This window comes from Steroidobacter gossypii (genome assembly GCF_016801985.1).
In the GTDB taxonomy this organism is placed as follows: domain Bacteria; phylum Pseudomonadota; class Gammaproteobacteria; order Steroidobacterales; family Steroidobacteraceae; genus Steroidobacter; species Steroidobacter gossypii.
In genome coordinates this window covers 457,197-480,264 of sequence record NZ_JAEVLS010000005.1, presented here as the reverse complement: position 1 = coordinate 480,264, position 23,068 = coordinate 457,197, and the positions used below count along the sequence as shown (strand labels likewise).

The following is a 23,068-nucleotide window of genomic DNA, read 5'->3' as shown; positions in this document are numbered from 1 at the left end:
GGTCATGTTGTCGCACACGCCGGTGCTTCTGCAGGAAGTGCTGGCCGCGCTCGAGCTACGCGAGGGCGGCCGCTATCTCGACGCGACTTTCGGTCGTGGCGGCCACAGCGCCGCGATCCTGGAGCGAATCGGGCCGCAGGGAGCTGTGATTGCATTCGATCGGGACCCGGCGGCGATTGCCGCAGGGCGCGAACGCTTCGCCAACGATGGGCGGATGACTTTGGTGAGCAGTGCGTTTTCGCGATTGGGCGCGGTGGTGGCGCAAATGGGGCTGACGGGCGCCATCGACGGCGTGCTGCTCGATCTGGGCGTGTCGTCGCCGCAGCTGGACGAAGCCGCGCGCGGGTTCAGTTTCACTCAGGACGGTCCGCTCGACATGCGCATGGATGTTTCTTCCGGCGCCACCGCGGCGGACTTCGTGGCGAAGGCCCCGGAGCACGAGCTGGTCCGGGTCATCAAGGAATTCGGTGAGGAAAGGTTCGCCAGGCGCATCGCGCGCGCGATCGTCAACGCGCGTCGCGAGGCGCCCATCGTTCGTACGTTGCAGTTAGCCGAGATCGTTGCGCAGTCCATTCCGACGCGCGAGCCGGGCAAACACCCGGCCACGCGGACGTTTCAGGCCATTCGTATTCAGGTGAATCACGAGTTCGAGGAAATTCGCGCCGCACTGGCCGGCAGCTTGACCGCGTTGGCGCCCAAGGGGCGGCTCGCGGTGATCAGTTTTCATTCGCTCGAAGACAACATCGTCAAACGTTTCATGCAGGAGCAGTCACAAGAAGATCCCGTGTACGCCGGCTTGCCCGACGTGCCCGCGCACGCCCGTCCGAAATTGCGCCGGATCGGCAAGCCGATCCATCCGAGCGAAGCGGAAGTGGCCGCCAATCCCCGTGCCCGTAGCGCGGTGATGCGAGTCGCCGAGAGGTTGGCGGCATGAGCGGCAAAGTGGCCATGGCGGTGTTGTGGGCGGGACTGCTGGCGGCTGCGATCGCGGTCGTGTGGAGCAAGCACGAGGCGCGCAACTTGTTCATCGAGTTGCAGGGCCTGCACGCCGAGCGCGACCGGCTCGATATCGAATGGGGCCAGCTGAAGCTGGAGCAGAGCGCCTTTGCGATGCATGGGCGAGTGGAACAGACCGCGCGCGTCAATCTGCAGATGGTGGTGCCGCGGCCCGATGAAGTTCGGATTGTGAAGCCCTGAGGAAAGCATGATCCGTCGCGACGAGGGCAAACAATTTTCACCCGAGCAGTACCGCGGACGGCTGCGGTTCGTGCTCGTCACGCTGGTGCTGATCGCCACCGGCCTGGTCGCGCGCGCAGTGGATTTGCAGGTCCTCGATCAAGGTTTCCTCGAAGGCCAGGGCGACGCGCGTTACACCCGCATTGCCAAGCTCACCGCCAACCGCGGCGATATCTACGATCGCAACGGCGAGCCGCTGGCCGCCAGCATGCCGGTGGACACGGTCTGGGCGAATCCGTCGGAAGTGATGAAGGCGGCGGATCAGATTCCGCTGCTGGCCGAAGCTTTGAATCGCGACAAGAAGTGGCTGACGCAGCTGATCACCAGCAATCTGGATCGAGAGTTCGTTTATCTGGTGCGCCACATGCGCCCGAGCGACGCCGCGCAGGTCAAGGATCTGAAGATCCCGGGCGTGTACCTGCAGCGTGAATACCAGCGCTTCTATCCGGCGGGCGAAGTCACCGGCCATCTGCTTGGCTTCACCAAGAGATACGACGACATCGGTCAGGAAGGCCTGGAGCTGGCTTACGACCGCTGGCTGGGCGCCGAGCCGGGCGCCAAGCGCGTCATTCAGGATCGGCTCGGCCGCACCGTGGAAGACGTCGAAAGCATTCGCGCTCCGCACCCGGGCGGCGACCTGATCACCAGCATCGACCTGCGCATCCAGTACCTCGCCTATCGCGAACTGAAAGCGGCGGTTCAGGAACATGGCGCCAAGGCCGGCACGGTGATCGTGCTCGACATCGAGACCGGCGAAGTGCTGGCCATGGTGAATCAGCCGGCCTACAACCCGAACGATCGCGATCAGGTCGCGGCCTCGCGCTATCGCAATCGCGCGGCGACTGACATCTTCGAGCCGGGTTCGAGCATCAAGCCGTTCATTGCCGCCGCCGGCCTCGCGTCCGGGCGCTATCACGGCAACACCGTCATCGATACTTCGCCGGGCTTCGTGCAGGTGGGCATCAAGAGAATTCCGGACCATCACAACCTCGGCCCGATCACGCTGACCACCGTGCTGGCCAAGTCGAGCAACGTCGGCATGACCAAGATGGCCATGAACCTGTCGCCCAAGACCATGCAGGAGACGCTGTCCGCGTTCGGCTTCGGCGAAGTCTCCGGCAGCGGTTTTCCAGGCGAGTCGGCCGGTTTGCTGAACGACCACTCGCACTGGCGCAAGATCGGCCAGGCCACCATCTCTTATGGATATGGTCTGTCGGTCACTCCGCTGCAACTGGCGCGCGCTTACGCGACGCTCGGCGCCTACGGCGTCAAGCGGCCGGTGACGTTGCGCAAGGTCGAGGAGCCGGTGCCGGGTGAACAGGTCATCGATCCGCGCGTCGCCAAAGAATTGCTGGAGATGATGGAGAGCGTCGTCTCGTCCGAAGGCAGCGGCAAGCGCGCCTCGCTGGTGGGCTATCGCGTGGCTGGCAAGACCGGCACTGCCTGGACTGCCGACGCCGGCTCCTATTCCACTGAACGTTACAAAGCGTCGTTCGGCGGCGTCGTGCCCGCGAGCCATCCGCGGCTGGCCGCCATCGTCGTGATCGACGAGCCGAGCGGCAAGAAATATTACGGCGGCGACGTGGCCGCGCCGGTGTTTGCCAATGTGATGGCGGGCGCGCTGCGTTTGATGGGCGTGCCGCCCGATGGTCTGGATCGACTGCCTGCCACCACGCTGGTGCAGGCCAACCCATGAGGAAGCCGCTGCAGAGATCGTCATGAACAGCCGGGTCGACAAGGTACGCGTCAAAAATCTGCGAGCACTGCTTGCGGACAGCGGCGTGTCGTCCCTGGATTTTGTGCCGCCCGATCTGCAGATCAGCGATCTCACGCTCGACAGCCGGGCGGTGCGGCCGGGCGCTGCATTCGTCGCATTGCCGGGCACGCGCACGCACGGCATCGGCTTTGCGGAGCAAGCTGTTAAGGCTGGCGCTAGCGCTATCCTCTGGGAGCCCTCGGAAGGAGTGGCTGCTCCGAACCTGCCTGAAGGCGTTCCGCTGATCGCCATCCCTGAGCTGACGAACTGGCTCGGCACCATCGCCGATTGGTTCTTCGATGCGCCCTCGACTGGCGTTCGTGTCGTCGGCGTCACCGGCACCAACGGCAAAACCACTACGGCGCATGTCATCGCAGACGCCTTGCAACGGCTGAATGTGACTTCCGCCTACGCCGGCACGCTGGGTTACGGCCGCGTCGGCGCGTTGCGCGGAGGTACGCTGACCACGCCGGATTGCATCACGGTCCAGCGGCAACTCGCCGAACTCCGAGACGAAGGCGTGCGTTGCCTGGGCATGGAAGTGTCCTCGCATGCGCTCGATCAAGGTCGCGTTTACGGCGTGCGTTTCGACACCGCGGTGTTCACCAATCTGACCCGCGATCATCTCGACTATCACGGCACGCTCGAAGAGTACGGCGAGGCCAAAGCGCATCTGTTCCGCTGGCCGAGTCTGCGTAACGCCATCATCAATGTAGATGACGTGTTCGGCCGCGAGCTGGCGACGCGGGTGGCACACACCTGCCTGGTCGTGTTCAGTCGCAATGGACCGATCCAGCTCGATCCGCGTTGGCACAGCGAGAAGGGCGAGGTGAAGCAATTGTTTGCTCGCCGCGTGACCGCCGCGCCCAACGGTTTGGACATCGAGTTCGATGGCAGCTGGGGGCCGGCGACATTGCGCTCTCGGTTTGTCGGCGACTTCAACGTGGAGAACCTGCTGGCCGTGCTCGCCACGTTGCTGACCAGTGGCGTATCGATCCCGCAGGCCGTCGCTGCGCTAGAGAACTGCGCGCCGCCGCCCGGCCGAATGGAAACGATCACCGCGCCGGACCGGCCGCTCGCCATCGTCGACTACGCGCACACGCCGGACGCGTTGGAAAAAGCATTGCTCGCCGTGCGCAAGCATCGCAGCGGCAAATTGGTTTGTGTGTTCGGTTGCGGCGGCGACCGTGACCCTGGCAAGCGCCCTCTGATGGGAGCGATTGCCGAGCGTCTCGCCGACCGCGTCATCGTCACCGACGACAACCCGCGCACCGAGAACGGTGACTCGATCGTCGCTGACATCCTCAAAGGGCTGACTCGTCCCGAAGCGGCGCTCGTCGAACGCGATCGTGCGCTCGCCATCGCTCGCGCGATTGCGGCGAGCGATAGAACCGACGTGGTTCTGATCGCCGGCAAGGGCCACGAGGATTATCAAATCGTGGGCACTGAGCGTCGTTCGTTCAGCGACCGCGAGCAGGCGCTGCGAGCGCTGAGGAGGCAGTCATGATTGCCTGGCGATTGAGTGAGATCGCGCGTTACGCGCAGGGTCAGGTAGCAGGCGCAGATCGTGAGTTCACGAGCGTCTCGACGGACACGCGAACCATCAAAGCGGGCGCGTTGTTTGTCGCGCTCGCCGGACCGACGTTCGATGGCCACGACTTCGTGGCCGCCGCTGCCGAGAAAGGCGCGGCCGCCGCGCTGGTGTCCCGGCAGCTTCCGGTCGCTTTGCCACAGATCGTCGTCGCCGATCCGTTGGCGGCGCTGTCGGCGTTCGCTCGTGCGTGGCGCCGTCAGTTCAAGATTCCCGTGGTGGGCGTCACCGGCAGCAACGGCAAGACCACGACCAAAGAGCTGATCGGCTCGATCCTGTCGCAACTCGGTCCGACCTTGATCACGCGTGGCAATCTGAACAATCACATCGGCGTGCCGCTGATGCTGCTCGAGCTGACCCAGCAGCATCGATACGCCGTCATCGAGATGGGGGCCAACCATCTTGGTGAGATCGCTCACTTGGCATCCCTCGCCGAGCCAACGGTCGGCATGGTGACCAACGCTGGCGCGGCGCACTTGGAAGGCTTCGGCAGCCTGGACGGCGTTGCGACCGGCAAAGGCGAAATGTTTCAGGCGCTGCCGGTGGAAGGCGTCGCCGTCATCAATGCGGACGACAAGTACGCCTCTCAGTGGCGCGACATGAGCAGCGCGGATCGGATTCTCACGTTCGGCTTTGAACAGCCGGCCGATTTCATGGCGCACAAGGTGCGTGAGGTGAGCGGAGCGAACGGCTTCCGTATCGATTTCGATCTGGTCACGCCGGACGGCACGATTCCCGCCACGATTCCGCTCGCCGGTCTTCACAACCTGCGCAATGCATTGGGCGCAGCGGCAGCGGCTTGCGCGGCTGGCACGGAAATCGAGCAGATCGCCTCGGGGCTGAGCGCAATGAAGACCGTCGCCGGCCGGCTGGAACTGAAGCCGGCGATCAACGGCGCCTTCATTGTCGACGACTCCTACAACGCCAACCCGAGCTCGCTCAAGGCGGGGCTCGACGCCATGCGCGCTTTCGCCGGCTCGCGCTGGCTGGTGTTGGGGGAAATGAAAGAACTGGGCGATGCGAGCAACGAGCTGCATGCCGAAGTTGGCCGCTACGCGCGCCAGGCCGGTATCGAGCGTTTGCTCGCCATTGGCGAAGGCTCGCATTTCGCAGTCGAGGCGTTCGGTCCTGGCGGGCGCTGGTTTGCCGATATCGATGCGTTGATCCGCGAAGCCAAGGCGTCGCTCACCGCAGGCGTGGCGGTACTTATTAAAGGGTCGCGCGCGAATCGACTCGAGCGTGTGTCGGCCGCTCTGACCGGCGCGCCGAGCTCCAACAACAACGGCCATCATTAAGAGAACAACTACTGAATGTTGCTGTACCTGACTAAACAGCTGGCCTTGCTGGAAGGCGCGTTCCGCGTCTTCCAGTACCTGACGCTGCGCGCGATTCTGGCGGCGCTCACGGCCCTGGTGATCTCTTTCATGATCGGCCCCTGGATGATCCAGAAGCTGTCGTTGAATCAGATCGGCCAGCGGGTGCGCGACGACGGCCCGAAGACGCACCTGCCCAAGGCCGGCACGCCGACCATGGGCGGGCTGTTGATCCTGGTGGCGATCACGTTCAGCACCTTGCTGTGGGCCGACCTCACCAATCGCTTCGTTTGGGTCACGCTGCTGGTCACCCTGGCGTTCGGCCTGATCGGTTTCTGGGACGACTATCTGAAGCTGGTGGTCGGCAACAGCCGCGGCCTGATCGCGCGCTACAAATATTTCTGGCAGTCGGTCGCGGGGCTGGGCTGCGCGGTCGCCTTATATATGACGGCCAAGACGCCGGCCGAGACCGCCCTGTACGTGCCGCTGTTCAAGACGGTGATGGTGCCGCTCGGCTCGGTGGGCTTCATCGCACTGGCGTATTTCGTGGTGGTCGGCACGAGCAACGCGGTGAATCTCACCGACGGTCTCGACGGCCTCGCCATCATGCCGGCGGTTCTGGTGGGCGGCGCCTTGGGGGTCTTTGCATATGCGACAGGCCATGCTGTGTTCTCGGATTATCTCGGCCTTCCTTTCATCGAGGGCACCGGTGAAATCCTGGTGTTCTGCGCGACGCTGGTCGGCGCAGGTCTCGGCTTTCTCTGGTTCAACACCTATCCCGCGCAAGTGTTCATGGGCGACATTGGCGCCCTCGCGCTCGGTGCGGCACTAGGCATCGTCGCGGTCATCGTCCGCCAGGAGATCGTGCTGTTCATCATGGGTGGCGTGTTCGTGATGGAGACGGTGTCGGTGATGGTGCAGGTGGCCTCCTTTAAGCTCACCGGCAAACGCATTTTCCGCATGGCGCCGATTCATCATCACTTCGAGCTCAAGGGCTGGGCCGAGCCGAAGGTCATCGTGCGCTTCTGGATCATCTCGGTGATCCTGGTGTTGATCGGGCTGGCGACGTTGAAGGTGCGCTAGAGCAATGACGCCGCGCGAACAGACAACTCGCCCTGACGCTCGCTTGCCGCTCCCGGCGGCCGGGGAGCGTTCGGTCGTCGTCGGCCTCGGCCGGACGGGGTTGTCGTGCGCGCGATATTTGCAATCGCGTGGCGTGAGCTTCGCAGTGACCGACAGCCGGGCCGCGCCGCCTGAAACCGCGGCTCTCGAGAAGCTCGCGCCGGGGCTGGACGCTCGCCTCGGTGGTTTCGACCAGGCGCTGCTGGACGGCGCGTCGCAGGTCGTTGCGTCGCCTGGCGTTTCTCTCAAAGAACCTTTCCTCAAGAGCGCCGCTGCGCGTGGCATTCCAATCGTTGGCGACATCGAGCTGTTCGTGCGCGAGGCGAAGGCGCCCATCGCTGCTATCACCGGCACTAACGGCAAGAGCACGGTCACCACTTTGGTGGGCTTGATGGCGAATGCCGCCGGTCGTCGCGCCGTCGCGGGCGGCAACCTGGGCCGGCCGGCGCTGGATCTGCTCGATGATCCCGTGCCCGAGCTGTACGTGCTGGAGCTGTCGAGTTTCCAATTGGAGACGACGCACTCGCTGCGCGCTGCCGCGGCCACCGTGCTCAATGTGACGCCAGATCATATGGATCGGTACGACACGGTCGAAGAATACGTGGCGGCGAAAGAGCGCATCTTCCAACGTGCGGATGCTTCCATCGTGAATCTGGACGATGCGGCTGTGCGCGCCATGCGCAATGACTCGCCGCGAGTCCTCCGCTTCAGTCTGAGTGCCGATTCAGGCGCGGAATATCACGTTCAGGTGCAAGGCGAAGACGTCATCCTTATGCGCGGCCGCGAGCGGCTGGTCGCGACGTCGGAGTTGAAGATTCGCGGTTTGCACAATGCGGCGAATGCGCTTGCGTCGCTCGCCATGTGTGAAGCACTGGATTTGTCGCGACCGGCCTGTTTGCAGGCGCTGCGTGAGTTCGCTGGCTTGCCGCACCGATCGCAGTGGGTTGCGGACATCGAAGGCGTTCGCTTCGTCGATGACTCCAAGGGTACGAACGTCGGCGCGACGCTGGCCGCCGTGGCCGGCATGCCGGGTTCGCTGGTGCTGATTGCTGGCGGCCAGGGCAAAGGTCAGGACTTCGCGCCGCTGGCTCAAGCTTTTCGCGGCAAGGTGCGGCACGTGGTGCTGATCGGGCAGGACGCGAAGCAACTCGACGCGGCTTTGCAAGGCGTTGCTACGACTCAGTTCGCCATAGATATGAATGAGGCCGTGCAGCTTGCCGCCAACGCGGCGCGTCCGGGTGAGACAGTGTTGCTGTCGCCTGCCTGCGCGAGCCTCGACATGTTCCGTGACTACGGCCATCGCGGCGATGTGTTCGCCGCCGCCGTGCGAGGGCTGCAATCATGAGTGCAGCCACTCTGACCTTTGCAAGATCCAACGGCCGGCCGCGGCGCTTTGCGTTCGACGGCGTGCTGCTGATGACGGTGGCCGGCATCCTGCTGCTCGGGCTGGTGATGATGACGTCCGCGTCCATCAGCATCGCCGACAAGCAATTGCAGGACCCGCTTTATTTCCTGTTCCGTCAGCTCACCGGCGTGGCGTTCGGCGTGCTGGCCGCGACCGTCATGATGACCGTCCCGACCGCGGTCTGGGAAAGGCTGGCCATGCCGCTGCTGCTGGTCGCATTCATTCTGCTGCTGCTGGTTTTGATTCCAGGCATCGGTCACGAAGTGAACGGCAGCCGTCGCTGGTTGCGCGCTGGCGTCATGAACTTCCAGGCGTCCGAGATGGCGCGCGTGTTGTTACTGACCTATCTGGCCAGCTACGTGGTGCGACGTCAGGCGGAATTGAAAGAGGAGCTCAAAGGCTTCCTCAAGCCCCTGGGTGTGTTGATGGGCGCCGCGGCGCTGCTGCTGATGGAGCCCGACTTCGGCGCTGCCACCGTGCTCATGGCGACGGGGCTCGGTGTGCTGTTCCTGGCCGGAGTGAAGCTGCGTCACTTCTTCGCGCTGGTTGCGATTGCGGCTGCAGGCATGGCGTTGATCGCAGTGACTTCGGCCTATCGACTGAAGCGTCTGACTGCGTTCATGGATCCGTGGGCCGATCCGTTCAACTCGGGCTTCCAGCTCACGCAGTCGTTGATCGCCATCGGGCGCGGCGAACTGTTCGGCGTGGGCCTGGGTTCGAGCGTGCAGAAACTTTTCTATCTGCCCGAAGCGCACACCGACTTCGTGTTCGCCGTGCTGGCCGAAGAGCTCGGCCTGATGGGCGTGATTCTCACCCTGGCGCTGTTCGTCGTGCTGGTGTGGCGCAGCTTCCATATCTCGCGCATGGCCGCCGAAGCCGGCCTGGCGTTTCAAGCGTACTGCGCCGCTGCGTTCGGCATCTGGCTGGCGTTGCAGACCTTCATCAACGTTGGCGTAAACATGGGCATCCTGCCGACCAAGGGTCTGACCCTGCCGCTGATGTCCTACGGCGGTTCGAGCGTCATGGTGACGCTCGGCTGGCTGGGTTTTCTGATGCGCATTCATCACGAAGCGAGCACGTCGGGTCGGCTCGCCGTGTCGCGTCCCTCTTCGGGGACTGCGCAGCGTCGGCCTTCTCGCCGCGAGCGAGAGGAGGATGACGAATGACGCGCGCGGCGAAGCAGACAGTGCTGATCATGGCTGGCGGAACCGGCGGGCATGTCTTTCCGGCGCTCGCGGCCGCTCGCGTGCTTCGTGAGCGCGGCTTCGAGCCCGTGTGGCTGGGAACCAGGAAAGGTCTCGAGGCCAAGCTGGTCCCCCCGGCGCAAATCGAGATCGAGTGGATTTCGATGAGCGGTCTGCGTGGCAAAGGCGCGGCGACGCTGCTGCTCGCACCGTTCAGAGTCGTGCAGTCGATCTGGCAAAGCCTGCAAGTCATTCGACGTCGCAACCCGGTCGTCGTGCTCGGCTGCGGTGGGTTCGTCGCAGGCCCCGGCGGCGTGGCGGCGTGGCTGACTCGCCGACCACTCGTTATCCATGAGCAGAACGCGGTGGCGGGCATGACTAATCGCATGTTGGCGAAGCTTGCGCGTCGAGTGCTCGAAGCGTTTCCGAAGAGTTTCCCGTCGGGCACCAATGCCGAACAGGTAGGCAATCCGGTGCGTCGTGAGATTGCAGCGATCGCCTCGCCCGAGCAGCGCTTCGCCGCTCGTCAAGGTCCGATTCGCTTGCTGATCATTGGCGGCAGCCAGGGCGCGATGAAGCTCAACGCTACCGTGCCAGCCGCGCTCGCGCTGATCGATGCGGCGTCTCGGCCGGTAGTGATCCACCAGGCCGGCGAGCGGCACCTGCCGCTCGTGCAAGAGACATATAAGAAGCACGACGTGCAGGCCGACATCCGCGCCTTCATCACCGACATGGCGGAAGCGTACAGCTGGGCCGATGTCGTCGTGTGCCGATCCGGCGCCATGACCGTGTCCGAGCTTGCCGCCGCCGGATTGCCGGCCATCTTCGTGCCGTTCGCCGCGGCCGTCGACGATCATCAAACGCTCAATGCGAAGTTCCTGGTCGATGCGCAGGCGGGCATCTCGATCGCCGAGCGCGATCTCACGGCTGAACGGCTCGCGGAGGAGCTGAAGAAATTGTTGAGCGGTGGACGTGAGCAATTGAAAGCGATGGCGATGCGGGCTCGCGCAGTCGCCATCACCGATGCCGATGTGCGTCTCGCCGACGCCTGCGTCGCCGCCGTCGGAGGTGCCGCATGAAAGATCGCATGCGTCGCATTCATTGCATTCATTTCGTCGGCATCGGCGGCAGCGGCATGGGCGGCATCGCCGAAGTGCTGCTGAACCTCGGCTATCACGTGCAGGGCAGCGACCTGAAGCCGAACGCTGTCACCCAACGGCTGACGAAGCTCGGCGCGCAGGTCATGATCGGTCACGCTGCAGAGAACGTGGGCAAGGCCGACGTGCTGGTCGTGTCGACGGCGGTGCAAGCGGACAATCCCGAAGTGGTGGAAGCGAAGTCGCGCCGTCTGCCTATCGTGCAGCGAGCCGTGATGCTCGGCGAGCTGATGCGTTTCCGTTACGCCGTCGCGGTGGCCGGCACGCACGGCAAGACCACGACGACGTCCATGGTCGCGTCGATCCTGGCCGAAGGCGGTCTCGATCCCACGTTCGTGATCGGCGGTCGATTGAAGAGCGCCGACAGCAACGCGCGCCTGGGCACCGGCAAATATCTGGTGGCCGAGGCCGACGAGAGCGACGCCTCGTTCATGCATCTGCAACCGATGATCGCCATCGTCACCAACGTGGACAACGATCATCTGGGCACCCACGAGGGTGACTTCGAGCGCCTGAAACAGAGCTTCATCGACTTTCTGCACAACCTGCCGTTCTACGGCCTGGCCGTGGTGTGCGCGGACGATCCGATCGCGAAGAGTCTGTTGCCGCGGATCAATCGCCCGTTCGTGACTTACGGCATCGACAGCAGCGACGCCGACGTCCGCGCCGTGAACATCGTTCGGCAAGGCGTGCAGACCTGCTTCGAAGTACACCGCGCCGGCGCACGACCCCTGCAGGTGAAGTTGAATCTGCCCGGCACGCACAACGTGCTCAATTCGCTGGCGGCCATCGCCGTCGCCAAAGAGCTCGACGTGAGCGACACGGCGATTCAGCGCGCGCTCGGCTCGTTCCATGGCGTCGATCGCCGTCTGCAACAGTACGGCGACGTGCAGACCTCGGCAGGCAAGGTCACGATCATCGACGACTACGGGCATCACCCGACCGAGCTCGCCGCCACGCTGGAAGCTATCCGGCAGGGTTGGCCGAATCGCCGCATCCTGCTCGCGTTCCAGCCGCATCGATACAGCCGCACGCGCGATCTGCTCGATGACTTCGCGCGCGTGCTGTCGGCCAACGCCGACGCGCTGATCGTCACTGAGGTCTACGCCGCTGGCGAAGCGCCCATCGCAGGCGCGGACGGCAAGGCGATCTGCCGCGCCGTGCGCTCGCATGGCCGTGTCGAGCCGGTGTTCGTCGAAAAGATCGATGAGCTGCCGCGCGCGCTGATCCAAATCGCCCGCGACGGCGACGTGATCGTGACCATGGGCGCGGGCAGCATCGGCGGCTTGGCGCCGGAGTTGGCAAGCGCTTTGACGACCTTGTCCGCCGAGCGGAGGCAACCGTGAACGCGTTGTCCCTGCCGCCCGATTTCGAAGCGCGCGTGAAGCGCAACGAACCGATGTCGAAGCACACGTCATGGCACGTGGGCGGCCCGGTGGATTTGTTTTTCTCGCCGCTCGATGCGACCGACGTGTCCGGCTTCCTGCAAAGCCTCGAGCCCGGCACGCCGGTCATGTGGATCGGCCTGGGCAGCAACTTACTGGTTCGCGACGGCGGCATCCGCGGTGCGGTGATCGAGACGCACGGCATCTTCGATGAGCTCGAGCGTCGCGGCGACCACGAGGTTTGGTGTGGCAGTGGCGTCGCCTGCGCCAAGCTCGCCAAGCAATGCGTCAAGTGGGGCCTGGGGCCCGCGGAATTTTTTGCTGGCATTCCCGGCACGCTCGGCGGCGCTCTGGCGATGAACGCCGGTGCGTTCGGTGGTGAAACATGGAATCACGTCGTGGCCGTCGCCGTGATCGATCGCAACGGCGTGCGGCGCGAACGTCCCGCGGCCGACTACCAGATTGGCTATCGACATGTGTCGGGCCAATCCCATGACGTGGGCGATGAATGGTTCCTCGGCGCGCTGTTGCGTTTCGAAGCGCGGCCGGGTGTGAGCAACGACGACATCCGCGCACTGCTCGCCAAGCGCAAGGCGACGCAGCCCATTCAAGAGTGGTCGTGCGGCTCGGTGTTCACGAATCCGCCCGGCAACCACGCGGCCCGCTTGATCGAAGCGTGCGGCCTGAAAGGTTTTCGCATCGGCGGCGCGCGAGTGTCCGAGATGCACGCGAACTTCATCGTCAACGACGGCACGGCGAGCGCGGCGGATATCGAACAGTTGATCCGTCATGTGCAGCAGACGGTGGAACAAAAGCACGGTGTGCGACTCAACACTGAGGTGCGCATCGTGGGCGAGGTGAGTCATGGCTGAAACAAACAAGATCGGACCGCGCCGTGTGTCCAATCCACGTGACTTCGGTCGCGTCGCCGTGTTGATGGGTGGCACTTCGTCCGAACGTGAAGTGTCGCTGGACAGCGGCAGCAACTGTCTGGATGCGCTCAAGCGTCAGGGCGTCGACGCGTACCAGGTCGATGGCATCAGCGCGCTGGTCGATGAGCTGGTCAACAAACGCTGCCAGCGCGTCTTCAACATCCTGCACGGTCACGCGGGCGGCGGTGAGGACGGCATCCTGCAGGGACTGCTTGAGGCTTTCGGAATTCCGTACACCGGTTCGGACGTGCTCGGCTCGGCGTTGTCGATGGACAAGATCCGCACCAAGCAAGTGTGGCTGTCGCTCGGATTGCCGACGCCGCGTTACGCGCGCCTGGCTCGTAACAGCGACGTCGAGAAAGCGGCGCGCGAGCTCGGCTTGCCGGTGATCGTGAAGCCCGCATGCGAAGGTTCGAGCGTCGGCGTCACTCGCGTGTTCAAGGAATCCGACCTGCCGCAGGCCGTTGCTCTGGCCGCGCGCTATGAGGGCGAGATGTTGATGGAGCAGTTGATCGTGGGAGACGAGCTCACCGTCGGCGTTCTCGGCGACATTGCATTGCCGAGCATTCGCATCGTGCCGGCCGGCGAGTACTACGACTACCACGCGAAGTACAAAGCCGAAGACACGCAGTACATCTGTCCGGGTCTGGACGGCGCGGCTGAGCAGGAGATCCGTGCGCTCGCGCTCGAAGCGTTCCGCACGGCCGGCTGCTCTGGCTGGGGTCGCGTCGACGTGATGCGCGACCGCGCCAGCGGCAGCTTTTATTTGCTGGAAGTGAACACCGCGCCGGGGATGACCAGTCATTCGCTGGTGCCCAAAGCGGCCAAAGCACTCGGCATCGAATTTGACGAGTTGGTGTGGCGCGTGCTGGAAACCAGCCTGCCGCGACTCAGCCAGGGAGCGCCCCGCGCATGATGGGCACACGCAAGCGCAATCGTCGCAAGGCCGCGGGCGAGGGGTTCGACCTCTTAGCCCGCTTGCAGCCATTGGCCACGTGGGTGGCCGAAGGTGGCTTGCGCTCCGCGCTTGGCGTGCTGGCGTTGTTCGTCGGTCTCGGTGTGATGGTGTGGGGCCTGGTGGTCTCGCTCGATCGACCGATTGGCAAACTCGAAGTGGCCGGGCAGTTTCAGCGCGTCGCGCCGTTGCAGATCGAAGAAGTGGTGGCGCCGTTTCGCGGCTCGGGTTTTCTTTCCATCGATCTGGAGGCGCTGTGCGGCGCGCTGGAAACCATCCCTTGGGTGGATCGCGCGCGCGTCGAACGCAAATGGCCCAATGGCGTGCGCGTGTTCATCACTGAACACGTGGCGGCGGCGCGCTGGGGTGACTCCGGTTTGATGAATACGCGTGGCGAGCTGTTCCTGAAAGATACCCGGCACATTCCACAGGAGTTGCCGCAGCTGGTGGGCCCGGCGGGCACCGAAGCTCAGGTCGCCAAGCTTTATCTGGATTCGTACCCGCGCCTGCTCGGCGTCGGCATGCGCCTGACGAAAGTCGAGCTGGACGCGCGCGGCGCATGGCAGTTGACGCTCCACAACGGCGTCACGGTGCGACTCGGCCGGCAGGACGTGCCGGCCCGCCTGGAAAGGTTCATTGCTGTGGCGAGCCCGATAGTCGCGGCCCGCGCAGCTGAGGTCAGTTACGTCGATTTGCGTTATAGCAATGGTTTTTCGGTGGGCTGGAACGCGCCCACTCGCGTCGCGCATGACGCACAGGATGCTCGCTCTGATGGCTAGAAGAAATGACCGAAATCTGATCGTCGGCCTCGACATCGGCACCTCCAAGGTGGTCGCCATCGTCGGCGAGGTGAATCACGAGGGTCGCATCGAAGTGGTGGGGCTGGGCTCGCATCCTTCGCGCGGCTTGAAGCGGGGCGTGGTCGTGAACATCGAATCGACGGTGCAGTCGATTCAGCGCGCGGTCGAAGAGGCCGAGCTGATGGCCGGCTGCGAGATCCATTCGGTGTATGCCGGCATCGCCGGCAGCCATGTGCGCAGCTTGAACTCGCACGGCATCGTGGCCATTCGGAACAAAGAAGTGACCTCCGAGGACGTGGATCGCGTGATCGACGCCGCGCGCGCCGTCGCCATTCCCGCCGACCAGAAGATCCTGCACATCCTGCCGCAGGAGTTTCTGATCGACAGCCAGGAAGGCATTCGCGAGCCGATCGGCATGTCGGGCGTGCGTCTGGAAGCGAAGGTGCACATCGTCACCGGCGCCGAGAGCGCCGCGCAGAACATCGTGAAGTGCGTGCAGCGCTGTGGGCTTGCGGTCGAAGACATCGTGCTCGAGCAGCTCGCCTCGAGTTATTCGGTGCTGGCGGACGATGAGAAGGAACTTGGCGTGTGTCTCGTCGATATCGGTGGCGGCACCACGGATCTCGCGGTGTTCTCGGGCGGAGCGATTCGTCACACCGCCGTGTTGCCGATCGCCGGCGATCAAGTGACCAACGACATCGCCGTCAGCCTGCGCACGCCGACGCAGCACGCCGAGGAGATCAAGATGAAGTTCGCCTGCGCGCTGTCGCAGCTGGCGAACTCCGACGAGACCATCGAGGTGCCGAGCGTCGGCGATCGTCCGCCGCGTCGGCTGGCGAGGCAGACGCTCGCCGAAGTGGTCGAGCCGCGTTACGAGGAATTGTTTGCTCTGGTGCGCGAAGAGCTGCGCCGGTCCGGCTTCGAAGAAGTGATCGCCGCGGGCGTCGTGCTCACCGGCGGCAGCGCGAAGATGGAAGGCGCGGTCGAGCTTGCCGAAGAAGTGTTTCACATGCCGGTGCGGCTGGGGATACCGCAATACATCACCGGGCTGGTGGATGTGGTGAGCAATCCCATCCATTCCACCGGCGTCGGACTGTTGTTGTACGGCCGTGAGAATTATCTGCGCGGGCGTCGCGAGTTGCCGCTGGGCGGCAACGTACGCAGCACGTTCGATCGCATGAAGGCTTGGTTTCAAGGAAATTTTTGATGACTTCAGATGAGCGCCAGGGAAATGGCAACAACAAGGGGATCTCTGGGGAAGGTGGTGAGCGCGGCGGGCCTCTGAACCGGCCGTGGCTCAAGTTGAAATTTGCTTTGTCTCGCTGACATTGAGGGGACTAACCGATGTTTGTACTAGCTGATACAGAAAACCAGGGCGCCGTGATCAAAGTGATCGGCGTCGGCGGCGGCGGCGGCAACGCAGTCGCTCACATGATCCAGGCCGGCATCGAAGGCGTGGATTTCATTTGCATCAACACCGACGCGCAGGCGTTGAAACATTCCAAGGTGAAAGTCGGTCTGCAGATCGGCTGCAACATCACCAAGGGTCTGGGTGCGGGCGCCGATCCGGAAGTGGGCCGTCAGGCCGCGATGGAAGATCGCGATCGCATCATTGAAATGATCGAAGGTTCGGACATGCTGTTCATCACCGCCGGCATGGGCGGTGGCACCGGCACGGGCGCGGCTCCGGTGGTGGCGCAGGTCGCCAAGGAGCTGGGCATCCTCACGGTCGCGGTGGTGACCAGGCCGTTCGACATGGAAGGCATGAAACGTTCGGGCTCCGCCGAGCGCGGCATCGCCGAGCTGAGCAAACATGTCGACTCGCTGATCACCATTCCGAACCAGAAGCTGCTGACCGTGCTGGGCGGCGATGTGACTTTGCTCGATGCGTTCAAGTCCGCGAACCAGGTGTTGCAGGGCGCGGTGCAGGGTATTGCCGAGTTGATCACCCGTCCCGGCATGATCAACGTCGACTTCGCCGACGTGCGCACCGTGATGGCCGAGACCGGCATGGCGATGATGGGCACCGGCGTTTCTCGCGGCGAGCATCGTGCGCGTGAAGCCGCTGAAGCTGCTGTTTCCAGCCCGCTGCTGGAGGATGTGAATCTGCAGGGCGCTCACGGCCTGCTGATCAACGTCACTGCCGGCATGGACCTGCGCACCAGCGAGTTCAGCATCGTCGGCGACACGGTGAAACAGTACGCGTCGGAGGATGCGAACGTGGTGGTGGGCTGCGTGATCGATCCGGAGATGCGCGAAGAAATTCGCGTGACCGTGGTCGCCACCGGCATCGGCCGCCCGAGCGCTCACATGCAGCAGCCGCAGCAGGATACCCGTCGTATGACCGCCATCTCCGGCGGCCGCGGCCGGGTGCCGACGCTGGACGACCTGCATGTGCCGACCTACATCCGCAACCAGCGCGATCCGCATGCGGGCCAGGCGCGCCGCGCGGTGGGCGACGGTTTGACGGCGGAGGATACGTCGATGCTGGATATTCCCGCGTTTTTGCGCCGACAGGCGGATTGATGGGAGGAGTGACTGATGAGTAACGACTGCTGACTTGAACGGTTCAGCAGGGCTTCGCGGGTCTCTATGGGTTACATAGGGAACATGCATAGTGCCCCTGGAACTTCGCAGTAGCCTCGCAAGTCGATTCAAGTAGTTATATCGGACAGTCCTTTTTTCAATGTAAGCAAAAGTAACGGCAAGTCAGAGGCTTGCCGTTCACTTGCTGGCAGTGTAGGGTCTGCGCCGCCTGGAAGCCCTTCAATGCTGCGACAACGTACCCTCAAGAACACCATCCGCGCGACCGGCGTTGGCCTGCACTCCGGCAAAAAAGTGCTGATGGTGCTGCGCCCGGCGCCGGTGGACACCGGCGTCGTGTTTCGTCGAACCGACCTCGATCAGCCGGTGGATGTGCGCGCCTACGCAGAAAACGTCGGCGACACCATGCTCGGCACGTCTCTGTACAACGGCGATGTCCGAGTCTCCACGGTGGAGCACCTGCTGTCGGCGTTTGCCGGGCTCGGGCTCGACAATGCCTATGTCGATCTGTCCGCCGAGGAAGTCCCCATCATGGACGGCAGCGCGGGACCGTTCGTGTTCCTGCTGCAGTCGGCCGGCATCGAAGAGCAGCCCGCGCCGAAACGTTTCGTGCGCATCCTGGCGCCGCTGGAAGTGAGCGACGGCGACAAGTGGGCGCGCTTCGCCCCGTACAACGGTTTCAAAGTGAACATGGAGATCGAGTTCAATCACCCGGTCTTCAAAAAGCGCTCGCAGACCGCGTCGATGGACTTCTCCACGACGTCGTATCTGAAAGAGATCAGCCGGGCGCGCACCTTCGGCTTCATGCGCGATCTGGAATACATGCGCTCCAAGAACCTGGCGCTGGGCGGCACCATGGACAACGCCATCGTGCTGGATGAGTACCGCGTGCTGAACGAAGACGGCCTGCGCTACGAAGACGAGTTCGTGAAGCACAAGATCCTGGACGCCATCGGCGATCTGTACCTGCTGGGCAGGAGCCTGATCGGCGAGTTCAGCGGCCACAAATCCGGCCATGCGTTGAACAATCAGCTGGTGCGCAAGCTGATCAACTCGCCCAATGCGTGGGAGCCGGTGACTTTCGATAACGTAAAAGACAGCCCGATATCCTACGTACCCGCTGCCGCGATGGTCAGCGCGTAAAGCTGCCGTTACAGCCGAATCCGTCGTTCAGGTCAGATCGCGGGGCTTCCTGCCAACGCGAACTTTGACTTTTGTGACCTGCATCTCACTGGCGCCGTTCAGCTGCGCCAGCAGCTGCGCCTGGGCATAACGGATCTGCGGGCACCAGGCCGCCGAGTCGGCCAGCACCACCAGCGTGTCGCCGCGGCAACTCGCTGACAGGACATGATCTTTTTCCGGTCCGGTGAGGGCTGAACGGATCCGTTCAGTGAGTTCGACATGGGCGGCGACGCGCTGTTCGAGTTCAGCGAACAGCGGGCCGACGGTTTCGCCCAGCGGCTTGAAACGATCAGTCATACCCTGAAAGCCGCGTTCTGGGCGCCAGGCGCTTGATCTTTGTACGTTGCGTTATGCATATTCCGGCCACTGTTAAGGGCAAACCCGTCGAAAGGCGGGGACGCAAAGCCACCGGTCTACGGCCAGCCACGAGGGCTGCGCCACGATAGCGGGGTTGCCAGGATGTACAACACGAATATTCGGTTCTACGTCCACCGTAAAGTCGAAAGCGCCTCACGGCGCTGTTCGACCAGTACCAGGCACTCTGCTGAAGTCGCCACGAGCCATGCTGTCCACAGCGCCGGTTCAAGGCGGGGGTGAACGTATTGTCGCGTCGCTGATGACATCGGCTTTTTAGGGCGCGAAAGGCAGCAAGGTAGTGATCCAATGAACGTCATCGTGTTCTCCAAGCGCTTCGGCAAGGCTCGCCAATTCGAGCTTGGCCGTCCGTTGGCGATGACGGTGACGATTGCGATCGTGCTGACCGTGCTGAGCGGCGTACTGTTCGCCGGCATTCAGCTCGGGCGCAGCGGCCTGCTGAGCAACCCTTCCGCCAAAGTGACCGAGTGGGGCGGCCATCTCGAGCAGCAACGCCTCGAAATCGCCAATGCCCGGCGCGATATTCAGGAACGGCTCGATGCGCTCACCAGCCGCGTGGGCCAGATGAACGCCCATGTGATCCGGCTCGATGCGTTGGGCCGCCGGCTCACCGAAATGGCCAACCTGGACAAGGGCGAATTCAATTTCGATAGCGAGCCGGCCGTCGGCGGTCCGGAAGGCCTGGTGGAAAGCGCCACCGTGGCCGCCCCCGAAATCACCGCCATGCTGGACAACCTGACCAACCAGATCCGCGACCGCGAGCGTCAGCTGAGCGTGCTGGAAAGCATGATTTCCACCCGCAATCTGAGCCGGCAGGTGGTGCCGGATGGCCGCCCGGTGCTCAAGGGCTGGATTTCTTCGCACTTCGGTTATCGCGCCGATCCGTTCACCGGCCGCAACGCCTATCACCGCGGTATCGACTTCGCCGGCCCGGCCGGCTCGCAGGTCGTGGCGGTGGCCGCCGGCGTGGTCACTTATTCCAAGGATCGGTTCGGCTACGGCCGCACGGTCGAAATCAACCACGGCAATGGCTACGTCACCCGCTATGCGCACAATCAGAAAGCGCTGGTGCAGGTGGGTGATACCGTGCAAAAAGGCCAGCCCATCGCGCTGATGGGCTCCACCGGCCGCTCCACCGGCCCGCACCTGCATTTCGAAGTGCTCAAGCAGGGCCGCGCGGTGGATCCGATGACCTTCGTCCGGCGATAGGCTTCAGCGATCATCCGGCAAGGCGGGCAGCGCCGGGCTGGACCACCCCTTGTTTTACCCCTGACTGCCCCCAGCCTGACGGCGGTCCGACGCTCAGCATTTCGAGACCTTAATTAGAGTCGCCGGGCGCGCGTGTACAATAACGGGCTTTTCCCAACGCCCCCACCCGGAGTTTTCAGCGTGGCGAATTGGCTGACCCAGCTGTTCGGCAGTCGCAATCAGCGGCTTTTGAGCAGCTATTCCCGGATCGTCGACAAGACCAACGCCCTGGAAGAATCCTTCCGTGCGTTGTCCGACGAGCAACTGCAGGCCAAGACGGCGGAATTCCGCCAATTGCTCGAACAAGGCAAGACGCTGGACGAGCTTGCGCCCCAGGCGTTCGCGGCTACTCGTGAAGCCGCGCGCCGTGTGCTCGGCATGCGGCACTTCGACGTCCAGATCATCGGCGGCGCGGCGCTGCATCAGGGCAAGATCGCCGAAATGCGCACTGGCGAAGGCAAGACGCTGGTCGCGACCCTGGCTGCCTACCTGAACGCGCTGCCCGGCAAGGGCGTACACGTGGTCACGGTCAACGAATATCTGGCTTCGCGCGACGCGGAGTGGATGGGCCGGGTCTATCGCTTTCTCGGTCTGACGGTCGGCGTGATCAAGAGCGGCCAGAGCTCCGAAGAAAAGCGCGCCGCCTATAACTGCGACATCACCTACGGCACCAACAACGAATTCGGCTTCGACTATCTGCGCGACAACCTGGCGTTCCGCCTCGAGGATCGCGTGCAACGCGAGCTCGCGTTCGCCATCGTCGACGAAGTGGACTCGATCCTGATCGACGAAGCGCGCACGCCGTTGATCATCTCCGGTCCGGCCGAGGAAAGCACCGAGCTGTATCTGAAGATCAACGAGCTGGCGCCGCGCTTGAAGCGTCAGGAAACCGAGGAAGGCGAGGGCGACTACTGGGCGGACGAAAAAACCCGCCAGGTGCATCTGTCCGACGCCGGCCATGAGCATGCCGAACAGCTGATCGCCGAAGCAGGTCTGTTACAGCCGGGCGAGAGCCTGTACGACGCGGCCAACATCCGCATCATGCATCACCTGAACGCGGCGCTGCGCGCGCACGCGTTGTATCACCGCGATGTCGAATACATCGTGCGCAATGGCGAAGTCGTCATCGTCGATGAGTTCACCGGCCGCACCATGCCGGGCCGTCGCTGGTCCGACGGACTGCATCAGGCCATCGAGGCGAAGGAGCGCGTGCGGGTTCGCGAAGAGAACCAGACGGTCGCCTCCATCACCTTCCAGAACTACTTCCGCATGTATTCCAAGCTGTCCGGCATGACCGGCACGGCCGACACCGAAGCGTTCGAATTCCAGTCCATCTATGGGCTGGAAGTGGTGGTCATTCCCACCAACCGGCCGATGGTGCGCAAGGATCATCCGGACTTCGTGTATCTGACGCAGAAGGACAAGTTCGACGCCATCATCGAAGACATCCGCGACTGCGTGCAGCGTGGCCAGCCGGCGCTGGTCGGCACGACGTCGATCGAGACTTCCGAGCTGCTGTCCAAGCTGCTCGAAAAAGAACAGATCCCGCACCAGGTGCTGAACGCCAAGCAGCACGAGCGCGAGGCCATGATCGTCGCTCAGGCCGGTCGGCCCGGCGCCGTCACCATCGCGACCAACATGGCCGGCCGCGGCACCGACATCGTGCTCGGCGGCAATCTCGAAGTCGAACTGCAGGGCATGGGCGAAGTCGACGAAGCGACCAAGGCTCGCGTGCGCGAAGAGTGGAAACAACGGCATGAGGCCGTGCTGGCCGCCGGCGGCTTGCACATCATCGGCACCGAACGGCACGAGTCCCGCCGTATCGACAATCAGCTGCGCGGCCGTTCCGGTCGTCAGGGCGACGCAGGTTCGAGCCGTTTCTATCTTTCGCTCGAAGACAACTTGATGCGCATCTTCGGCGATCCCGAACGCGTCAAGCGCTGGCTGCAGACCGCCGGCATGAAGGAAGGCGAAGTGATCGAGAGCCGCATGCTCTCCAAACAGATCGAGCGCGCCCAGCGTAAGGTCGAGGCGCACAACTTCGACGCTCGTAAGAACCTGCTCGAGTACGACGACGTCGCCAACGATCAGCGTAAAGTCATCTACGCGCAGCGCACCGAGCTCATGGCTGCCGAAGAAGTCGGCGACGCCATCGCCGGCATTCGTCAAGAAGTGGTGAATGCGCTGATCGATCGCTACGTCACGCCCGGCAGCATCGAGGATCAGTGGGACCTCGACGGCCTGAAACAGGCGGTGGAGAAGGACTTCGCGGTCGGCATCGATCCCAAGGCCTGGCTGGAAGAAGACAAGAACCTGATCGAGGAGGGGCTGCGCAAGCGCGTGCTCGAAGTGATCGATCAGGCGTACGAAGCCAAGGTCGAGATGTATGGCGCGCCGGTGGTTCGTCACATCGAAAAGGCCGTCATGCTCCAGCAGCTGGATCAGCACTGGCGCGAGCATCTGGCCGCCATGGACTACCTGCGCCAGGGCATTCATCTGCGCAGCTACGCGCAGAAGAATCCCAAGCAGGAGTACAAGCGCGAAGCGTTCGAGCTGTTCAGCGCCATGCTCGATCGCATCAAACACGACACGGTGTCCATGCTGTCTCGCATGCAGCTGCGCACGCAGGCTGACATCGATCGCGAAGAGGAAGAGCGCCAGGCACGCCTCGCTCGCGCCATGCAGTTCCAGCACGCCGCGCCGGAACAACTCACTGCGCCCACGCAGCCCGCTCAAGAGCAGCCGCACATGGCGATGGGCTCAGCCGAGCCGGTCGCGCAATTCGTTCGCGACACCAAGAAGGTCGGCCGCAACGAGCCGTGCCCGTGCGGCTCGGGCAAGAAGTTCAAACATTGCCACGGTGCCCTGGCGGGGCAGGGATAA

The 23,068-nt window shown here is 63.6% G+C and carries 19 protein-coding genes and 1 riboswitch; of the genes, 18 read left to right on the top strand and 1 reads right to left on the bottom strand.

Features of this window, described 5'->3' with window-relative positions:
- Positions 1-4: 4 nt before the first annotated feature.
- From rsmH to lpxC, 16 genes are all read left to right on the top strand, one after another.
- Positions 5-934 carry a 16S rRNA (cytosine(1402)-N(4))-methyltransferase RsmH gene (gene rsmH / locus JM946_RS22465; protein ID WP_203169616.1) on the top strand — a complete coding sequence of 310 codons (930 nt, stop codon included), beginning with the start codon at positions 5-7 and terminating at the stop codon, positions 932-934.
- A complete protein-coding gene (gene ftsL, locus JM946_RS22460) occupies positions 931-1,197 on the top strand; it encodes a cell division protein FtsL (RefSeq protein WP_203169615.1) in 267 nt (88 codons plus the stop codon). Before rsmH ends, ftsL begins: the two co-directional genes overlap by 4 nt.
- Positions 1,198-1,204: 7 nt before the next feature.
- The gene (locus tag JM946_RS22455; protein WP_203169614.1) at positions 1,205-2,932 is read left to right on the top strand and encodes a peptidoglycan D,D-transpeptidase FtsI family protein; all 1,728 of its coding nucleotides are present in this window, start codon (positions 1,205-1,207) and stop codon (positions 2,930-2,932) included.
- A 22-nt stretch (positions 2,933-2,954) separates the two neighbouring features.
- On the top strand, positions 2,955-4,499 hold the full coding sequence (locus tag JM946_RS22450) for a UDP-N-acetylmuramoyl-L-alanyl-D-glutamate--2,6-diaminopimelate ligase (protein ID WP_203169613.1): 1,545 nt from the start codon (positions 2,955-2,957) through the stop codon (positions 4,497-4,499).
- Positions 4,496-5,878, top strand: a complete 1,383-nt coding sequence (locus tag JM946_RS22445; RefSeq protein WP_203169612.1) for a UDP-N-acetylmuramoyl-tripeptide--D-alanyl-D-alanine ligase — start codon at positions 4,496-4,498, stop codon at positions 5,876-5,878. The genes JM946_RS22450 and JM946_RS22445 overlap by 4 nt, the downstream gene beginning before the upstream one ends.
- A gap of 15 nt (positions 5,879-5,893) precedes the next feature.
- A complete protein-coding gene (mraY, locus tag JM946_RS22440) occupies positions 5,894-6,979 on the top strand; it encodes a phospho-N-acetylmuramoyl-pentapeptide-transferase (protein ID WP_203169611.1) in 1,086 nt (361 codons plus the stop codon).
- 4 nt (positions 6,980-6,983) lie between these two features.
- Entirely contained in the window at positions 6,984-8,363 is a 1,380-nt protein-coding gene (gene murD / locus JM946_RS22435; protein WP_203169610.1) for a UDP-N-acetylmuramoyl-L-alanine--D-glutamate ligase, read from the top strand.
- Positions 8,360-9,589, top strand: a complete 1,230-nt coding sequence (gene ftsW / locus JM946_RS22430) for a putative lipid II flippase FtsW (RefSeq protein WP_203169609.1) — start codon at positions 8,360-8,362, stop codon at positions 9,587-9,589. Before murD ends, ftsW begins: the two co-directional genes overlap by 4 nt.
- Positions 9,586-10,686 carry an undecaprenyldiphospho-muramoylpentapeptide beta-N-acetylglucosaminyltransferase gene (gene murG / locus JM946_RS22425; RefSeq protein WP_203169608.1) on the top strand — a complete coding sequence of 367 codons (1,101 nt, stop codon included), beginning with the start codon at positions 9,586-9,588 and terminating at the stop codon, positions 10,684-10,686. Before ftsW ends, murG begins: the two co-directional genes overlap by 4 nt.
- Positions 10,683-12,110 carry a UDP-N-acetylmuramate--L-alanine ligase gene (murC, locus tag JM946_RS22420; protein ID WP_203169607.1) on the top strand — a complete coding sequence of 476 codons (1,428 nt, stop codon included), beginning with the start codon at positions 10,683-10,685 and terminating at the stop codon, positions 12,108-12,110. The genes murG and murC overlap by 4 nt, the downstream gene beginning before the upstream one ends.
- Positions 12,107-13,021, top strand: a complete 915-nt coding sequence (gene murB, locus JM946_RS22415) for a UDP-N-acetylmuramate dehydrogenase (protein ID WP_322110963.1) — start codon at positions 12,107-12,109, stop codon at positions 13,019-13,021. Before murC ends, murB begins: the two co-directional genes overlap by 4 nt.
- A complete protein-coding gene (locus JM946_RS22410) occupies positions 13,014-13,997 on the top strand; it encodes a D-alanine--D-alanine ligase (RefSeq protein ID WP_203169606.1) in 984 nt (327 codons plus the stop codon). The genes murB and JM946_RS22410 overlap by 8 nt, the downstream gene beginning before the upstream one ends.
- Entirely contained in the window at positions 13,994-14,815 is an 822-nt protein-coding gene (locus tag JM946_RS22405; RefSeq protein WP_203169605.1) for a cell division protein FtsQ/DivIB, read from the top strand. The genes JM946_RS22410 and JM946_RS22405 overlap by 4 nt, the downstream gene beginning before the upstream one ends.
- A complete protein-coding gene (gene ftsA, locus JM946_RS22400) occupies positions 14,808-16,043 on the top strand; it encodes a cell division protein FtsA (RefSeq protein WP_203169604.1) in 1,236 nt (411 codons plus the stop codon). The genes JM946_RS22405 and ftsA overlap by 8 nt, the downstream gene beginning before the upstream one ends.
- Before the next feature lie 137 nt (positions 16,044-16,180).
- Positions 16,181-17,362, top strand: a complete 1,182-nt coding sequence (gene ftsZ / locus JM946_RS22395; protein ID WP_203169603.1) for a cell division protein FtsZ — start codon at positions 16,181-16,183, stop codon at positions 17,360-17,362.
- A gap of 243 nt (positions 17,363-17,605) precedes the next feature.
- Positions 17,606-18,523: a UDP-3-O-acyl-N-acetylglucosamine deacetylase gene (lpxC, locus tag JM946_RS22390; protein ID WP_203169602.1), complete on the top strand. Its 918-nt coding sequence runs from the start codon at positions 17,606-17,608 to the stop codon at positions 18,521-18,523.
- Between the two features lie 27 nt (positions 18,524-18,550).
- Here the strand turns inward: lpxC and JM946_RS22385 are convergent, their stop codons facing one another.
- On the bottom strand, positions 18,551-18,859 hold the full coding sequence (locus JM946_RS22385; protein WP_203169601.1) for a DciA family protein: 309 nt from the start codon (positions 18,857-18,859) through the stop codon (positions 18,551-18,553).
- Between the two features lie 67 nt (positions 18,860-18,926).
- Positions 18,927-19,021, top strand: a riboswitch (cyclic di-GMP riboswitch).
- Positions 19,022-19,225: 204 nt separating this feature from the next.
- On the opposite strand from JM946_RS22385, the gene JM946_RS22380 reads away from it, so the two are divergent.
- Both JM946_RS22380 and secA read left to right on the top strand, forming a co-directional pair.
- On the top strand, positions 19,226-20,146 hold the full coding sequence (locus JM946_RS22380; protein ID WP_230979905.1) for a M23 family metallopeptidase: 921 nt from the start codon (positions 19,226-19,228) through the stop codon (positions 20,144-20,146).
- 180 nt (positions 20,147-20,326) lie between these two features.
- The gene (gene secA / locus JM946_RS22375; protein WP_407700587.1) at positions 20,327-23,068 is read left to right on the top strand and encodes a preprotein translocase subunit SecA; all 2,742 of its coding nucleotides are present in this window, start codon (positions 20,327-20,329) and stop codon (positions 23,066-23,068) included.

What these genes read in the sequence shown, in the direction of transcription:
- rsmH (WP_203169616.1), top strand. Translation starts at nt 5, where the DNA reads ATGTTGTCGCACACGCCGGTGCTTCTGCAGGAAGTGCTGGCCGCGCTC.
- ftsL (WP_203169615.1), top strand. Translation starts at nt 931, where the DNA reads ATGAGCGGCAAAGTGGCCATGGCGGTGTTGTGGGCGGGACTGCTGGCG.
- JM946_RS22455 (WP_203169614.1), top strand. Translation starts at nt 1,205, where the DNA reads ATGATCCGTCGCGACGAGGGCAAACAATTTTCACCCGAGCAGTACCGC.
- JM946_RS22450 (WP_203169613.1), top strand. Translation starts at nt 2,955, where the DNA reads ATGAACAGCCGGGTCGACAAGGTACGCGTCAAAAATCTGCGAGCACTG.
- JM946_RS22445 (WP_203169612.1), top strand. Translation starts at nt 4,496, where the DNA reads ATGATTGCCTGGCGATTGAGTGAGATCGCGCGTTACGCGCAGGGTCAG.
- mraY (WP_203169611.1), top strand. Translation starts at nt 5,894, where the DNA reads ATGTTGCTGTACCTGACTAAACAGCTGGCCTTGCTGGAAGGCGCGTTC.
- murD (WP_203169610.1), top strand. Translation starts at nt 6,984, where the DNA reads ATGACGCCGCGCGAACAGACAACTCGCCCTGACGCTCGCTTGCCGCTC.
- ftsW (WP_203169609.1), top strand. Translation starts at nt 8,360, where the DNA reads ATGAGTGCAGCCACTCTGACCTTTGCAAGATCCAACGGCCGGCCGCGG.
- murG (WP_203169608.1), top strand. Translation starts at nt 9,586, where the DNA reads ATGACGCGCGCGGCGAAGCAGACAGTGCTGATCATGGCTGGCGGAACC.
- murC (WP_203169607.1), top strand. Translation starts at nt 10,683, where the DNA reads ATGAAAGATCGCATGCGTCGCATTCATTGCATTCATTTCGTCGGCATC.
- JM946_RS22410 (WP_203169606.1), top strand. Translation starts at nt 13,014, where the DNA reads ATGGCTGAAACAAACAAGATCGGACCGCGCCGTGTGTCCAATCCACGT.
- JM946_RS22405 (WP_203169605.1), top strand. Translation starts at nt 13,994, where the DNA reads ATGATGGGCACACGCAAGCGCAATCGTCGCAAGGCCGCGGGCGAGGGG.
- ftsA (WP_203169604.1), top strand. Translation starts at nt 14,808, where the DNA reads ATGGCTAGAAGAAATGACCGAAATCTGATCGTCGGCCTCGACATCGGC.
- ftsZ (WP_203169603.1), top strand. Translation starts at nt 16,181, where the DNA reads ATGTTTGTACTAGCTGATACAGAAAACCAGGGCGCCGTGATCAAAGTG.
- lpxC (WP_203169602.1), top strand. Translation starts at nt 17,606, where the DNA reads ATGCTGCGACAACGTACCCTCAAGAACACCATCCGCGCGACCGGCGTT.
- JM946_RS22385 (WP_203169601.1), bottom strand. Translation starts at nt 18,859, where the DNA reads ATGACTGATCGTTTCAAGCCGCTGGGCGAAACCGTCGGCCCGCTGTTC.
- JM946_RS22380 (WP_230979905.1), top strand. Translation starts at nt 19,226, where the DNA reads ATGAACGTCATCGTGTTCTCCAAGCGCTTCGGCAAGGCTCGCCAATTC.